Source organism: Kolteria novifilia (genome assembly GCA_007748055.1).
Taxonomy (GTDB): domain Bacteria; phylum Planctomycetota; class Planctomycetia; order Kolteriales; family Kolteriaceae; genus Kolteria; species Kolteria novifilia.
The window spans coordinates 6,025,374-6,040,385 of record CP036279.1; the positions used below are offsets into that span (position 1 = coordinate 6,025,374).

General features: G+C 61.2%; 16 protein-coding genes. 10 read left to right on the forward strand and 6 right to left on the reverse strand.

The genetic code is table 11. The features are described 5' to 3' along the window. Nucleotides 1-228: 228 nt before the first annotated feature. From Pan216_RS22100 to Pan216_RS22115, 4 genes are all read right to left on the reverse strand, one after another. Nucleotides 229-735 (reverse strand): SpoVG family protein, encoded by a 507-nt coding sequence (locus Pan216_RS22100; RefSeq protein WP_145261458.1) that lies wholly within the window; start codon nucleotides 733-735, stop codon nucleotides 229-231. A 20-nt stretch (nucleotides 736-755) separates the two neighbouring features. Further along, the gene (gene ispE, locus Pan216_RS22105; RefSeq protein WP_145261460.1) at nucleotides 756-1,622 is read right to left on the reverse strand and encodes a 4-(cytidine 5'-diphospho)-2-C-methyl-D-erythritol kinase; all 867 of its coding nucleotides are present in this window, start codon (nucleotides 1,620-1,622) and stop codon (nucleotides 756-758) included. 414 nt (nucleotides 1,623-2,036) lie between these two features. Then, a complete protein-coding gene (locus Pan216_RS22110; protein WP_419192842.1) occupies nucleotides 2,037-3,812 on the reverse strand; it encodes an N-6 DNA methylase family protein in 1,776 nt (591 codons plus the stop codon). Between the two features lie 355 nt (nucleotides 3,813-4,167). Beyond that, nucleotides 4,168-5,157: a GTPase gene (locus Pan216_RS22115; protein ID WP_145261464.1), complete on the reverse strand. Its 990-nt coding sequence runs from the start codon at nucleotides 5,155-5,157 to the stop codon at nucleotides 4,168-4,170. 426 nt (nucleotides 5,158-5,583) lie between these two features. On the opposite strand from Pan216_RS22115, the gene Pan216_RS22120 reads away from it, so the two are divergent. The 10 genes from Pan216_RS22120 (at nucleotide 5,584) to Pan216_RS22165 (ending at nucleotide 13,337) form a co-directional block, all read left to right on the forward strand. Then, entirely contained in the window at nucleotides 5,584-6,225 is a 642-nt protein-coding gene (locus tag Pan216_RS22120; RefSeq protein ID WP_419192843.1) for a 50S ribosomal protein L25, read from the forward strand. A 30-nt stretch (nucleotides 6,226-6,255) separates the two neighbouring features. Continuing rightward, on the forward strand, nucleotides 6,256-6,828 hold the full coding sequence (pth, locus tag Pan216_RS22125; RefSeq protein ID WP_145261468.1) for an aminoacyl-tRNA hydrolase: 573 nt from the start codon (nucleotides 6,256-6,258) through the stop codon (nucleotides 6,826-6,828). A 42-nt stretch (nucleotides 6,829-6,870) separates the two neighbouring features. Further along, on the forward strand, nucleotides 6,871-7,311 hold the full coding sequence (gene rpsF, locus Pan216_RS22130; RefSeq protein WP_419192844.1) for a 30S ribosomal protein S6: 441 nt from the start codon (nucleotides 6,871-6,873) through the stop codon (nucleotides 7,309-7,311). A 69-nt stretch (nucleotides 7,312-7,380) separates the two neighbouring features. Further along, nucleotides 7,381-7,881, forward strand: a complete 501-nt coding sequence (gene ssb, locus Pan216_RS22135; protein ID WP_145261472.1) for a single-stranded DNA-binding protein — start codon at nucleotides 7,381-7,383, stop codon at nucleotides 7,879-7,881. A gap of 80 nt (nucleotides 7,882-7,961) precedes the next feature. Further along, on the forward strand, nucleotides 7,962-8,549 hold the full coding sequence (gene rplI, locus Pan216_RS22140) for a 50S ribosomal protein L9 (protein ID WP_145261474.1): 588 nt from the start codon (nucleotides 7,962-7,964) through the stop codon (nucleotides 8,547-8,549). A 515-nt stretch (nucleotides 8,550-9,064) separates the two neighbouring features. After that, nucleotides 9,065-10,492, forward strand: coding sequence for a replicative DNA helicase (gene dnaB / locus Pan216_RS22145; protein WP_419192845.1), 1,428 nt, complete (start codon nucleotides 9,065-9,067; stop codon nucleotides 10,490-10,492). A gap of 337 nt (nucleotides 10,493-10,829) precedes the next feature. Beyond that, nucleotides 10,830-11,954, forward strand: coding sequence for a ribosome small subunit-dependent GTPase A (gene rsgA, locus Pan216_RS22150; protein ID WP_145261478.1), 1,125 nt, complete (start codon nucleotides 10,830-10,832; stop codon nucleotides 11,952-11,954). Further along, nucleotides 11,951-12,160 carry a flagellar FlbD family protein gene (locus Pan216_RS22155; protein ID WP_145261480.1) on the forward strand — a complete coding sequence of 70 codons (210 nt, stop codon included), beginning with the start codon at nucleotides 11,951-11,953 and terminating at the stop codon, nucleotides 12,158-12,160. Before rsgA ends, Pan216_RS22155 begins: the two co-directional genes overlap by 4 nt. 170 nt (nucleotides 12,161-12,330) lie before the next feature. Then, on the forward strand, nucleotides 12,331-12,792 hold the full coding sequence (locus Pan216_RS22160; RefSeq protein WP_145261483.1) for a flagellar basal body-associated FliL family protein: 462 nt from the start codon (nucleotides 12,331-12,333) through the stop codon (nucleotides 12,790-12,792). Between the two features lie 50 nt (nucleotides 12,793-12,842). Continuing rightward, nucleotides 12,843-13,337, forward strand: a complete 495-nt coding sequence (locus tag Pan216_RS22165; protein ID WP_145261485.1) for a flagellar basal body-associated FliL family protein — start codon at nucleotides 12,843-12,845, stop codon at nucleotides 13,335-13,337. Between the two features lie 112 nt (nucleotides 13,338-13,449). Here Pan216_RS22165 and Pan216_RS22170 read toward each other — a convergent pair whose 3' ends face one another. Further along, nucleotides 13,450-13,920 (reverse strand): ferritin-like domain-containing protein, encoded by a 471-nt coding sequence (locus Pan216_RS22170; RefSeq protein WP_145261487.1) that lies wholly within the window; start codon nucleotides 13,918-13,920, stop codon nucleotides 13,450-13,452. Nucleotides 13,921-13,936: 16 nt separating this feature from the next. Beyond that, nucleotides 13,937-14,974, reverse strand: a complete 1,038-nt coding sequence (locus tag Pan216_RS22175; protein ID WP_419192846.1) for a HEAT repeat domain-containing protein — start codon at nucleotides 14,972-14,974, stop codon at nucleotides 13,937-13,939. Nucleotides 14,975-15,012 lie beyond the last annotated feature (38 nt).

Consider the following 15,012-nt stretch of genomic DNA (forward strand, 5'->3'; position numbering starts at 1 on the left):
GACTGACTCGTGGAGACCTTGTGTTCGCTCGCTAGTGTTCGTGCGGCAAGACGGGGTGAACTTCCGCCAGGATGACGCGCACACGCCACCCAGAGAGTGAGGGGAGCACTGGCAAGAGAATAGGTCACGTTGAGGCGGGTGTCAAAGAAGGGAATCGGCGCATCAAGCAGGCCGCACGCCCTCGCGCGGAGGTCGTGCGGCCCACGATTTCAGAGCAGTAAGAATGAGTTACTTGCTGCTGTAGCTGGCCGGGAAACGGCTCTCTCCCTGGTCGGGACGAGTCCGTCCGTAGCTGGGCACGCTCTCCTCGAAGTCGTACTCTGGCTCGAAGTCGTCATAAGTCGGCTTGTAGCCGGGCTGTTTCGAGCGAATCAGCTCTTCCTCGTAGGCGGCGAGGATGGCGCCTTGAACCCGCTCGCGGCAACCGGAATTGATCGGGTGGGCGATGTCGGCGTGAAGCTTGGCACGACCGTCGACGTCGCGAGTGGCGCGGTTTTCATCCAGCTTGGAACCACACTGGTTGCAAAACCGGGCACGCAAATGATTTTTATAGCCGCAAGAGTTGCACCGATCGGTCAGCTTGCGACTGGGCATGGCAACGAAACTGCCCTTGGTTCCCTCGATGATTTTCACGTCGCGAACGACGAAACAGTCATCGAAAGTCACCGAGCAGAAGGCCTGAAGACGCTCATTGTTGTCATCCATGAGCTTAATGCGAACTTCCGTGATCTCCACTGTCGTCTCCTTCTGGCGTCTCAAGAAGAACTCTGTACCACGTAGATCCTGCCGAGTCTTTCGGCAATGAGTTGCTTTCCGAGCCGCTCGGCCGCTTGGGGGGAGTCCATCAGAACGAAGACGGAACTTCCGCTTCCGCTCATCAGTTGCCCGATCCCATCCTGGCCGACTCGGTGCTTGATCTTGGCGACGGCCGGGCACAGCGGGACCGACGCCTCCTCCAAGCGATTGAAAAGCAACTTTCCAACTTCCCTTCGATCCCCCTGCTCCAGCGCCGAGCGGATCGGTTCAATCGAGACCGGCTTCGGGGGAACCACGACGCGACGATAGACGTCCGCCGTGCTTAGCCCCTCCTCCGGACTCACGATGACAAAGTCGAGCGGCGTCTTGCACCGACACGGCTCGACTTGTTCTCCTCGCCCCCGCGCCACGGCGGTGGGGGTGTGGAAAAAGAAGGGGATGTCACTCCCCAACTGGGCGCCTAACGCGGCTAGACGCTCCGGGGACCAACCAAGGTTCCACCATTGGTTGAGCCCCGCCAGCGTGGCCGCCGCATCACTCGACCCGCCTGCCAAACCGGCCGCGGCGGGTATCTCCTTCGTCAGTTCAACCGAGATGCCATGCGAGATGCCTGCTTCCTGACGAACCAAATGGATCGCCCGAGTGACCAAGTTGTCCCGCCCACCATCCAGCGACGATCCGCGAACGCGAACCGACACCTCGGCGGGCTGCTGCTTAAAGATCAAGGTGTCGTACAGCGAGACGGACAGAAAGAGCGTTTCCAGCTCGTGATAGCCGTCGGGCCGCTTGCCCAAGATCTCCAAGTGGAGGTTCACTTTCGCCGGTGCCTTGATCACCAAGTCATCGCCGTGGGTTTCGACGATCATGGCGTTCCCGACCCACCGAACCGAACCTCTGAGTTTTTACGCAACACCATGGGCCTCATCACGTTGCGGTGCCTCTGTTGCCGGCCCAAGCGGGGCGAACCATAGGCGGCCCCAGTTTCGGGGTCAAGCCGATGATCCGCCATTTGGGCCCCAAGTGACTCTCTTTGTGAAACTTACAAGCCCCAAGCGTCGCGCGTGGAAGTTGTTGCAAGACGACGCCCCGTCGGAGCATCCGACCAGGAGAACGAGACAAGACTGGGTAACTTTGTCACGAAACAACGACGTGTTCGTTGAACGCCCGGTCACTTACTCGTGCACTGTCAACCGTCTACTTTCGGGATCTCAGTTGCGCGACTCGTTCTCACTGGCTGACAAGCAGCCAGTGGCACCCGAACAACAGGTTCTGACGGGATGCTAGGTTTGCCGACCACCTGGTCGACCACCCGGCTCGGTCAGCCCGAAGCAGCGCCACGCCAACTCATTGACTCGCGACTCGGCCCGCGCGTCGCTTCGCCCCTCGAGGAGCCGCTTGACCAGACGGACCAACGCCCGCGCGGGCGCCGAACCGAGATCGGGTAGGGGACACGCCGAGACGTACTGGGTCATGAACCGCCGGCGACCCGAGTAGAGCTTGTTGTGAAAGCGGGCGTCATAGTACTGCGTCATCAGCGACGAGTTGGCGATCCCCAACATAAGGAGCAGCCAGTCGGCCTCGCGCCCCTCGCGAAGGGTGATCCAGTAGCAGTCGCCGTTCACGACCGCCCCGCTCTCATCGAGCCCGAATCGAGGCTCCGTCGCGATGTCCGGCGCGACGATCTTCGGCTCCGACCAGCCGTCGGGGTCCTGCGGCACCCAGATCTCGTACCATCGGCGATTGGCCTTGGTGACGTAGGATCGCTTTCGCAGGATCGCTTCGTGTTCCTTTAGATAGGCTTCGGCGCCCGGATAGCGCTGGAGCGCGACCGGCCGCCGCCGACCCTGATGGATCTCGTGAGGATAGAGGACGCGGCAGACCACCTCGCCGGCACAACACCAACGTTCCGCCTCCCGATGAGTGAGCAATGGACGTAGGAGTTCATCTTCCGGTCGCCCATCGTCGGGCAGCGACGCCCAGTCGTTGCGAACGAAGACCACATCGGCCGTCGTCTTGATGCCGACGCGGATCTTGCCCACATCTCCGAACGTCGCCACCTTCGCTCGGTCGATTTGGTCGAGCCAAGCGGCGTTCTCCTCATTTAAGAGATACCAAGGTAGTGACGGGTCCGTGGGGAACGCCAACTCCCCCCGTTCGATCCGGTACCGCCCCTCGGAAGTCGCCACCGAACCACTCCAGCCAGCCCGAAGTAAATCGAGCAACCCGTTCGCTTCAGCCAGACCTTCTTCCTTTTCGCTCCCCCTTGTCCAAGGGGCTTCCTTTTCGCTCCCCCTTGTCCAAGGGGCTTCCTTTTCGCTCCCCCTTGTCCAAGGGGGAGAAGGAGGGGGTCCCTCCGCCCCCGCATCCTCATAAATCCGAACAAACGGCGTCCGGCTTCCCCCCCCGCTCGGCTCGCGAACGATCACCACCACTGCGGGCAGAACCGCTGCCTTGAAGAGCTTCGCGTCGCCCAGATCCCACACCTCGCGGACGCGGAACTCCCCAGAGAGCATCTCACGCACGCAACGACCGGCTCGGGTGAAGAGAAAGCGATTCGACGTCAGCAGAGCGATGACGCCCCCTGGACGCACGACCTCGGTCATCCGCTTCACGAAGACATGCGCCAAATCGATGCGGCCGGAGAGCCCAAAACGCTTCGCTAGCTCACGGGTTCTCGCGGCGCCGAGTTGCTGGGTGCGCACGTAGGGAGGATTGGCGATGACCAAGTCATAGGAGGGCTCAAGCGACTCCTCGACAAAGTCGCCCCGGCGGAGGGTTGGACGGGCAATCCTCGCCTCGCAAAGCCGCGCTTGCGCAACCGCGAGCGTCTCGTCCTCAAGATCAATACCCGTCAGTTCGATTTGCCCCGCCCGCGGAGTGGGGGCGACGCGATGACAGGCAAGCAGAAGTTCCCCATCGCCACATGCCGGGTCGAGCACTCGGGTACGATCACGAACCGAGTCGACGTAGGCCCACCCCCGCTCGGCGAGGAACTCCGCGAGCGCCGTCGGCGTGTAGTGAATACCCAGTCGCTTGATCGTCGCCGCGCTGCTCAACGCCCCTCCTTGGCACCGTCGGCCAACAGCCCGTTGATCGAATCGCTGCCGACGGCAAATGGCCATCTTTAGTCAACGGACTGCCAAGGTCCTGATTGGCAAGTTCGTTCATGAAATCTCGGCCCCTGTGATCGTGCGGGAGATTGCCCGATCACAAGCGTCTCCTGCATGCCCACGGCGAGCGTGAGTCTTTCCTGCATGCCCACGGCGAGCGTGAGTCTTTCCTGCATGCCCACGGCGAGCGTGAGTCTTTCCTGCATGCCCACGGCGAGCGTGAGTCTTTCCTGCATGCCCACGGCGAGCGTGGGCATGGCACCCGAAAGTCACTTAGACAATGAATTGACCATCAGGACTGCTAAGTGTGCAGTTCGACCAGATCCCGGTCCTGGAGGACGTGGTCGGTGCCGACCGATTGGCCGTCGCGGACCTCCTCGCCCCAAACCTTCGCGAACTTCACCTTCTCCTCCAGGTCGCGGTGGATGAGTCCCGCCAGATCCTTGACGGTTCCGCCGGCGGGAAGCGTGAAGGGATCCTTCAACTCCGCCTTTGCGCCGGGCGACTTGGTGTAGACGCGGAAGACATCGAGCCCTCGGTAGAGCCGCTCGCGAAGAGCTTCCACCGACTCCGGCCGATCGAGTTCAACCTCGACGGTCTCGAAATCGCGCTTCACTTGCTCGTCGAGGAACTCCAAGCGAACGTCGCGCTCCGGATCATCCGCATGGGTGACGACGAGCAGTGTCTTCACCCGCGCGACGGTGAAGTCCTCCTCGGAAAATCCGCTGTCGCCGGCGAGCTCGATCTTTCGCTCGCGCAGTAGCTTCAGCACCTCGGCGGTCTGGTCGGGAGCATCGTCGCTCGAGCCGTCGAAACAGAGGGCGACGAGATTGGCGGAGCGCACCATGTTGATCAGCGAGCCGTCGACTTGGTGCTCGGCCAGCGGCGGCGTGTCGATGAGTTGGACCCGGACATCCTCCCAAGTCATCATCCCAGGTTGGGCCTCGCGGGTGGTGAAGGGGTAGTCCGCAATCTCCGGCTTCGCCGAGGTCAACTCCGCGAGAAGACGGCTCTTACCACTGTTGGGGGCGCCGATGATCGGGATCTGGCCGGCTCCCTGCCTGGGAATCTTCTGTTGCGGCGTCTTTTTGGGGGATTTTTTGCCCGATTCGACATCGGTTCGGAGCTCTTTGAGGCGAGTTTTGAGTTCGGCCTGGAGCTTTTCGGTCCCTTTGTGCTTGGGAAGCTCCCGAAACATCTCCTCAATGCAGAGAATCTGCTCGTCGGGGGTCTGCGCCCGACGATACTTCTCCTCGGCCTTCTTGTACTGGGGTGTCAGGTTTGCCGGCATGGTCGATGCTGTCCGTGTGAGCGAAAGTCGAAAGGATCCAGAGCAACAGAATATGTTTCAAGACCAACGAAGAACACGGGTTACACGGCAAGCGGCATATCCCGCGAACGGGCCCTCGCGACCGGTCTTCACGGATCGCCTATCTCCCCCGTACCCACTCCTATGTCTATATCGTGGAGGAGTTGGGAGAGCCGATTACGGGCTTTGACGAGGAATTCTGAGCGAGGGCCGCGAGTTTCCAAGCCGACACTTGCGATTGGTGCGCCGTTTTCCATAATGAACCGTTTGCTCCGTGAGTCATCGCGGAGAGTAACTTCCAAGGCGATTGAGATAGTTCGACGTTCGGACGCTCCCGCAGGCCTCCAGGGCGCCCGCGAGTTCCGTGCGTCCGAATCGGTCCGGCAAGACTCGGACAGGGAACGAGCAATGGTTGAATCAGCGACAATAGCTGTCGAACGCCGTGAGCAAAAGGGGACTCGAGCCGCCCGACGACTTCGGAGCGAGGGTCTCGTCCCAGGAATCATTTACGGACACAAGGAACACTGTGTCCCCGTGACGGTCAATGCATCGGAGCTGGAAGCGTTGATCCGGCACGGTGCCCACGGCTTGCTCGACTTGACCATCGATGGCACCAAGGAGTCGGCGGTCATCCGGGAAGTCCAGTGGGACGTCTTTGGCCGCGAGATTCTCCACATCGACTTCAACCGCGTCAACAAGGACGAACGCGTCACGATCGAAGTTCCGATCGTTCTTCGCGGCTCGGCGCCGGGCGTGAACGAGGGTGGCGTGGTCGAGCAGATGCTTCACGACCTGGAGCTTGAGTGCCAGGCTGGGAACCTGCCGCAACAGATCAGCGTCAATATCAACGACTTGCACCTGGATCAGCAGATCACAATCGGCGACCTCGAGTTGGACGAGGGGTTGGCCCCGACGCTACCAGCCGACCAGGTGGTGGTTCAAGTCGCCACCCCGGAAGAGGAATCCGACGGAGACGAGGCGTCCGAGGGTCCCGCCGAGCCGGAAGTCATTCGCCGCGAGGGTGGCGAAGACCAGGGCGATGGCGACTAACTCCCTGCTCTGGCAGTGGGTTACGACACGATGAAGCTCGTGGTTGGACTCGGAAACCCTGGCGAGAAGTATCGTCGTCACCGCCACAACATCGGGTTCATGATTCTCGATCAAGTGGCGAGTTCGAACGGTGCCTCGTCGTGGCAACGACAATTTGATGGACAGGTCTGCGATTGTCGGCTCGACGGCGATAAGATGGTGCTGTTGAAGCCGCAGACCTTCATGAATCGGAGCGGACGCTCCGTCAAGCAAGCGATGAGCTTCTACAAGCTCTCGCCCGAGGATGTTCTTGTCGTCTGCGACGACGTCGACTTGCCCATCGGCCGGGTTCGGATCCGGGCCAAGGGTGGTTCAGGCGGTCACAACGGGCTCAAGGACATTTTCTCCCACATGGGAACCCAGGAGTTCGCTCGTTTTCGAGTGGGCGTCGGGTCGGCCCGGGAGACGCAAGAGACTGCCGACTACGTGCTAAGTGGCTTTTCCGCCAGTCAGCAGAAGGTCGTCGATGAGGTTCTCATTGACGCCGGCCGAGCGGTGGAATGGTGGTGTCGTCGCGGCGTGCTGGACGCCATGAACGAATTCAACGGAACAGTGTGGGGCTAACTAGAGCAGGCCCATCTGGACGAATCACAGGAGTGTAGACCGTTGGCCGTCAACATCTACGAGTGTCTGTTTCTCATCGAGCCGAACAAAGCATCGTCCGACTGGGACAACTCCATGGCGACCGCCAATGGCATGATCGAGCGGCATGGAGGAGAGATCCTTTTCTCTCGTCACTGGGGTGAGCCGAAGCTCGCGTATCCGATCAAGAAGTTCCGCAAGGGCGGCTACCTGCTGACCTACTTCCGCTCGGATTCCCAGGGGATTCCGAAGATGGAAGCCGACTTCCGTCTCGCCGTCGACTTGATCCTCCGCCACATGGTGGTCAAGTTGCACCCGAGCATCGCCGATCGCATCCTGGCCCAGCTTCATGGAACCCACTCCGAGGAGGAAGGGTCCGGAGAAGAAGGCGCCGCGGAGGCCGCTGGCGAAGAGGGAGCCAAGGAAGAGACCAAGCAAGAGGCCGCCGAGACCGCCAAGGCGTAGTCCCCCTCGGGACTCGTTTGGTGGCCATGCCGACCCGGCGTTTGACGTTCGCTCGCGAAGGAGGGACCGATGGCAAACCTGAACAAAGTCTTGCTGATTGGTCGGCTGACGCGCGACCCGGAGCTGCGTTACACCCCTTCGGGTACTGCCGTCTCCGATCTCGGCCTCGCCGTCAACAACTACCGCAAGGGACAGGACGGTCAGCGTCAGGAAGAAACCGTCTTCGTCGATGTCACCGCTTGGGGCCGGACCGCCGAGCTCGCCAATCAGTACCTCGCGAAAGGTCGGCAAGTCTTCGTCGAGGGTCGCCTCAAGTTCGATCAATGGACCTCCCAAGAGGGCCAGAAGCGATCCAAGCTCAACGTGGTCGCCGAGAACCTTCAGTTCCTCGACTCGCGTGGCGAGGGAGGTCCTCCCGGTGGCGGCGGCGGTGGCCGATCGCACCAAGGCTCCCCCTCCTACTCCGACCACCAAGGTGACTCGGGCGGAGGGGCCCCGCGTGACGACTACCAACAACCCAGCAACGACTTTGATGGTCCAAGCTCGGGAGACGAGGACATTCCTTTCTGATCCGGGCCAGCGCCGATCGCGGCGCCGGAGCGCTTCAGTCCAACGAATCGTAAGACGTATCTGATTTCGAGAGTAATCCGATGTCCCAACAAACCAGCAAGAAGTCGAAGAAGCAGAAGAAGGGGCGTACCGAGCCTGAAGTGAATCGGTTCCCCAAGAAGATTCGCAAACGCCGTCAGATGCCGCGCGGGCCGCACGGGGGCATGCAGCTCATCCTCATCGAGCCGGTTCTCGATCTCGGGCAGCAAGGGGACCTCGTCGAAGTCAAGCCGGGCTACGGCCGCAACTATCTGATCCCGCAGGGCATGGCGACCTACGTCACGCCCGAGGCCCTTCTTCGCATCGAGAAGCACAAGGCCAAGGTCGAAGCCTTGCGTCTTGCTCGTGTCGCCGACCTTCAGGTCTTGGCCAAGAAGCTCGAGAAGGTCAGTGTGACCATCGAGGCCAACGCCAACGAGGAAGGCCACCTCTACGGCTCGGTCACCGCGACCGACATCGTCGACGCCTTGAAGAAGGAAAAATTCGAGATCACCGCGGATCAAGTCCGCCTCGAAGGCCCGCTCAAGGAGCTCGGCCTCTACAACGTCGCGCTTCAGCTTGCCGGCGAAGTCACCTCGGAGGTCAAGGTCTGGGTCGTTCCGAACAACGCGGAAGCTCCCACCGCCTGACGCCCGGCGGGGCCCTGCCCCGCCATTTTCCTTTCGCAACCGCCGCCCGCTCCTAAGGATGTTCCGTAGGTCGGGCCGCTACTTGGCACGCGCGCCGCTCGGTTCTCCAAACGGCAGGCAATGGCCTGACCTACCTGAAAGCAACCTGGAGTAGGGTGGGTCTTGACCCACTATTTCCGTTGGCCATCGATGCCCGCTACCACGATGTTCCCGTTGCTCGGGCCACTGCCTGACACACGCGCCGCTCGGTCCTCGAAGAGTCAAGCAATGGGCTGATCTACCAGAGAGCCCAACATCATCCGGCTTGGTTCGAGCGCAAGTCCAGGTCCCGAAAGGACCACCGAAATCTCGCGATCTGGGGCGTTGCCAGCGGCCGCTCGCCCAAGTAATCTAGGTCGTCGACATTACCTAGCAAGCTCTAGCTCCCTCACGATTCGGAGCCACCTCGAGAGTGATTGGCCCGCCCAACGCGGCTGCGCTCTCCTCGAATCTCAGTCAGCGCAAGGATGCCCCCCATGGCGGCCAAGACGACTCGCAGCGCCTCGCGCAAGATGACCAAGTCGACCCGAGAGCTTCTCTCGGAGACGTTGCCGCCGCAGAACCTCGCCGCCGAGCGGGCCGTGCTCGGGAGCATCCTGCGTGACAACGAGTGCATTGCCGACGTCCTGCCCAAGCTCGGCGTCGACGACTTCTACAGTGCCCACCACCGCACGATGTACGAGGCCGTCGTCGATCTCTCCAACGAGAACCATCCCGTCGATCCGTTGACGCTGGGGGAGGAACTCGCCCGTCGCGGCCAGTTGCTCGATGTCGGCGGAGCCCCCGCGATCGTCGAGATCTACGACGAGACGCTCACCGCCGCCAACGTCCTGCACTACGCGCAGATCGTTCGCGAGAAGGCAGTCGCGCGCCATCTGATTCATGCCTGCACCGAGATCCTTCGCGACGCCTACGACGAGTCGACGCGACCCGACGACTTGATGGCGGAGTCCGAGAAGAAGATCTTCCGGATCCTCGAGGATGGCAGCAGCGCCACCACCATCGATTTGGCCTCGGCCATCAAGGGGGTCTTCGACCGGATTAGCTTGCGGCACGATCGCGACGGGCTCGCCCTCGGCGGAGTCCCAAGCGGCTTTTCCGACCTCGACGAGATGACCGACGGGTGGAAAGGTTCGGAGATGATCGTCGTGGCCGCCCGGCCGGCGATGGGAAAGACCGCGTTCGCCCTCAACCTCGTCGAGCACGCGGCCCTCGAGAACAATATGCCGGTCCTCTTTTGCAGCTTGGAAATGTCGGCGCTCGAATTGGCCGAGCGTATGCTTTGCGCCCGCGCTCAAGTGAACGGCCACATGCTGCGGAAAGGACGAACGGGCGCCGATGACATGCAGAAGCTCATCCACGCCTCCGAGGAACTCAGCAACGCCCCGATTTACATCGACGACACGCCGGGGCAATCGATGCTCCGCATTGCTTCGTCGGCGCGGCGGCTGGAACGGGAACGGCGCCGGCACGGCGACAAGCTCTCCATGATCGTGATCGACTACTTGCAGCTCATCGAGGCCGACGACCGTACCGCCAGTCGCCAGGAGCAGATCAGCGTGATCTCGCGGCGGATCAAGAACCTCGCGAAGGAACTCGACGTTCCCGTCATCGCTCTTTCGCAGCTCAATCGCTCGGTCGAGTCGCGTGAAGGCCACCGTCCGCGCATGGCCGACCTTCGAGAAAGTGGAAGTATCGAGCAGGATGCCGACGCGGTTCTGCTGCTGCATCGCGACGACGCGTACAACGCCGACGAGAATCCGGGGCTCGCCGACGTCATCGTCGCCAAACAGCGAAGTGGCCCGGTCGGCGACGTGCGGCTGACCTTCCGCAAGGAGCTGACGCGTTTCGAGAACTTCTCTCCCGAAATGGCCCCCTTCGACGCCGCCAACACCTCGTTCTAGGCTTCGTCGGGGATTCCGGACGACTGGGGTCGCCGCCAAGTCATCGGTTCCCTCGCGAACGACGTTGGAAGAAGCCCCCTCCTGCTTCCCATCGGACAAGGCTTCGGGACCGCCGAAAGCTGGATCGATCCGCGTGAGGAAGAAGACCCGCTCTAACTCCCCCTTGGACAAGGGGGAGCACTAGTGTCCCTCCTTTGTCCAAGGGGGAATGAAGAGGGGGCGGGCTCTCGATACCGAGGACCCGTCCTTCAAAATCCGAAAGCCCGACGGACAACCTCCAACCTGCCGCACCGCGAAGTCTCCCTCACTCATTGAGGCATTTTGCTACCATGAGGACATGGCGAAGAAACGAAAGATGCGCGTCGCCCTCCAGAAGAATCGCACCTCCCGACGGCGCGATGGCGACCTGACCCGCGCGTATCATCAAGACGAGGACGCCGACGCGCTTAGCGCAAAGGGAGAACGCGTGCGCGCCAAGGGAGGCGTCTCCCGCAAGCGTACCGTCCAGATCGACACCGAAACCAATTCGCTCGCCGTCACCGAGGATTGCGAACGAGGCCGCGTCCTAATGGTTCAAGGGCTCCACTGTGTCGTGGTGACCGAAGAGGGAACGACCCGCCGTTGCTACACCCGTCGGCTGCTCAAGTCGTTGCAGATCGACGAACGCAGCGTTATCGCCACCGGCGACTGGGTCTGGTTTCGCCCCGCTCCCAACGACGAGGGGATGATCGTCAGCGTCGAGCCACGCGGCGGGATGCTGACCAGACGCTACCGGCATCGCGAACAAGTCATCGCCGCCAACGTCGACCGGGTACTGATCGTCGGCTCGCTCTTGGAACCGGTGCTCAAACCGAACTTAATCGACCGCTACCTGGTCACGGCCGAACTCGGCGGCGTCCGCCCCCTGATCTGTTTGAACAAGGCCGATCTCATTAAGACGCGCGTCATCATGCCCATCATGGGTCTCTACAGTCAGCTCGGCTATGACATCATTCTGGCGAGCGCCTCGACCGGCCAAGGCCTCGACTTGCTCAAGCGAATGCTTGCGGGAAGTCAGACGGTCATCGTCGGGCAGAGCGGCGTCGGAAAGAGTTCACTGCTCAACGCCCTCGATCCCAGTCTCCATCTCAAGGTCGGGAACATCAGCGACAAGTCGGGGAAGGGAAAGCACACGACGACGACCGCCCAACTGCTCCGTTTGGAGGATGGCGGGACCGTGATCGATACACCTGGCATTCGGCAGTTCGAGCTCGCCGACATCGAGCCCGAGGAGGTGCACGGGCATTTCATCGAGTTCCGCGCCTTCACCATTCACTGCCGGTTCCCAGGATGCCAGCACCTGCATGAAGAGGACTGCGCCATTAAGACCGCGGTCGCCGAAGGGCTCATTACTTGGGGGCGCTACGAGAGCTACTTGCGGATGCTCAACGGCGAAGAGCGGATGACGGGGAAGTCGACGTGATCAAACTGACGCGACTGAACGGTCAAGCGTTTGTGCTTAATTCAGAATTGATTAAGTTCATTGAAAAAACGCCGGACACGCTTCTTACCTTGCGAGATGGTGATAAAGTGATGGTGCGCGAGGAGCCGGAGGAGGTCGTCCGTCGGGTCGTCGAGTATGTCCGTAGCCTCCAGTACGTTCCTCATCCGAAGCGTGGCCACAACTAGTCACTCCACTCCGTGCCCGAATCTCGTGAAGTTTCTCCCATTCCCAGACACATCCAAGAACGTCAGCTATAGTTTAGCTGAAATAACCCTCGGTGTACCCAAACGAGTCCCGGCACCGACAGGCCTTCGGGATCAGGAAGAGTCCCCAGAGTAGGATCAAGGGCCGACTGATGCAGCTCCTCCAGAAGTACCGATTTTTTGTGATCATTCTGATCGCGTCGCTACTCGTGGAAGGTGTCTTCCTATCTCTGGTGCTCTCCTCGGGAGAGGAAGCCGCCGCCGACACCGAGAAGGAAGTCGCCGTCGTCGATTTGGCTGAGATTGAAATCGGCAGCTTCACCGTCACCAACCACGAAGAGCCCGGATTGCCCCTCCGTGTCGACTTCACGGTCTTCGCCGCGGTGGAGAAGAGCCTTGAAGAGGAGTTCTCGACCGCCTACGAGCTTAACACGAACAAGATCAAGGAAGCGATCACCATTGTCATTCGGCAGGCCCGACCGGAGGATCTGCGCGAGGACGATCTCGAGTACGTCAAGGCGCAGATCACCAAAGCGATCCGCGAGATCATCGGGCGCGAGAAACCCTCCGTCCAGGGCGTGATCATTCCGAATTTCGACGTCTACCAGATCTAGGAGCGGAGCCCTCGACATCGCTAGACGATCTCGGGGCGAGGAGCGAACACGTGGAATTCGTGAAGCGCAATATTGGGCTCTTCCTCTTGGGGGGGATCTTCTTGCTCGAGGGGGTCTTGCTTGCCTTCTACAGCGTCGACAGCGAGGACGGCAAGGACGCCGAGGAGAAAAAGCCCAAGGTCGCCGATGTGCGCGCGACCGGCGTCGATGGACAACCGCTCGCCGACGGCGTGGAAGTCTCGTTGGGCGAGTACCGCGAACGCAATGACAGCTTTCCCGGGCCGCCGATGACGGTCGACGTCGCGGTCGCGGCCCTGGTCCCCTTCGATGGCGAAGCCGAGTTCAACGTCCTCTACGAGAAGCGCCGCCAACGGGTTCGGGAAGCGATCGTCCGAACGATCCGCAGCGCTGACTACCGCGAGTTTCGCCAGCCCGGGCTCACGACCCTCAAGTACCGCATCCTCGAGTCGATTCGCACCTCATTCACCGCCAAGCGCATGCTGATCGACCGCATCTTCATCCCGTCGTTCTCGATCAGCAGTTGATGATCGCCACACGTCGCTCTCGACCCACTTCACTCCCATTGAAATAGACCGGGACAGTGCCCGGCCGTTGAGGAGTTCGATCTTCGGTTACACTCGGTGCCGAAGCTTGCGCTTAGCTGCCTCGCTTCTGGTACTCGGTGAGGTACCCCGTGAAGATCCGCCGATGCTCTTCCTCGTCGGCGAGCAACGTGATGCACAGGTCCTGGGTCACGTAGTCGATCCCATCACACAACTTGATCAGTTTGTTGTACTGCTTGATCGCGCCATCCTCGGCGTCAATCACTCCCTTGATCACCGCGACGACATCGGTCGTGTCCTCGGGCGGTTGTAGGCTGTCCTGATCGAACGCGAGCTGCTTCGACCCGGGAATACGGCCGCCGATCGTCTTGATGCGACTGGCGAGTTGGGAGGCATGCGTCAGTTCGTCTTGAACTTCCGCCTGGAGCGACTTCTTGATTTCCTCGGCGCGAACTCCGTCGAGGGCGACCGAGTTGGCCATGTAGTTGATGACCGTTTCGAGTTCCATGTTGTAGGATTTGGCCAATTCCTTGGCGATTTTAGCACGCTTGTCGTTGTCAGCCATTGAGCACACTTCCCTCTTACTGGGCCGTCGATGCCTCGCCGGGCATCGCGACCAAGACCTCTTTCGCACGAACCCTCAGAAAGCCCGACTCATCGCCCGCTAGGCGTTCGACACTAGTACGAATGGATGATAGATCCGCGTTGGGATTGCGTTCCGCGAGCCGCTTGAGAGCCGCGAGCGCCACCGCGACCGTCAGCCTCGCTTTCTCCACACTCGCCTCTTCCGTGGACGATCCTTCCGTCTGAAATTGCTCGGCCAGTTGAGCAACGTCCAGCAGTTGGCTTAGCGCCGGGATCGCCGCCTCATCGCCGTGGGACGCCAACGCGACCGAGGCATTGATCCTCACGTGAACCGACGGGTCGTTCAGCGCCGCCTTGAGCGCCGAGACCGAACGACTGTCATCCAAGAATCCGAGTGTGTAGGTCGCGACCTCCCGAACCTGCTGATCGTCCTCACGCGAGTACTCCACGACCTCGGGAACGACGTTCGGGTCATCGACGTCGCCAAGTTGATCGGCGAGTCGCGCGATCGAGACCAACGCCGCCTTGCGAATCAGGAAGGGCTGCTCGGGTTCCGCGGCGCGGCGCAGAGCGGGAACGCCAATCGTGAACTCGAAGCATCCCAGCGCGCCGCAGAGGTACTCCACCAGCCGCAAACGCTCTTCGTCGTCCGGTTCGGCGGCTCTGGGACGTCGACGTCCGTTCTCCTCGGTTTCCTCAGTCGCCAACTGGTTCTCGAGCAACCCCTTGAGGCTGACGGCAAGTTCGAGGTTCTTCGTGTGCACCGACCCCGAACGCAGCAAGTGCGTCAGGTCGTGAGCCGCCTTCCAACGTTCGCCACCGCCACTCTTAATCGCTTCGACGTAGCCTTCGACCGAGCGATCGTTGTGGGCGAGCTTCCCGAAAAGAAACCAAACCAGCATGATCCCAAAGACGATCACCGCGGGGAGTACGAAGAGTTGCAGAAAGAAGCCCGTCGTCGGTGGCTTGACCGCGGGAAGGTCCGCGGGCGGCTCCTGCTTGTGCTCGGTCGATTCGCTCGGGTCGGTTGCCATGGTGTTCGTCATTGTCGCCGTGGGTTGTTGATCTCTGG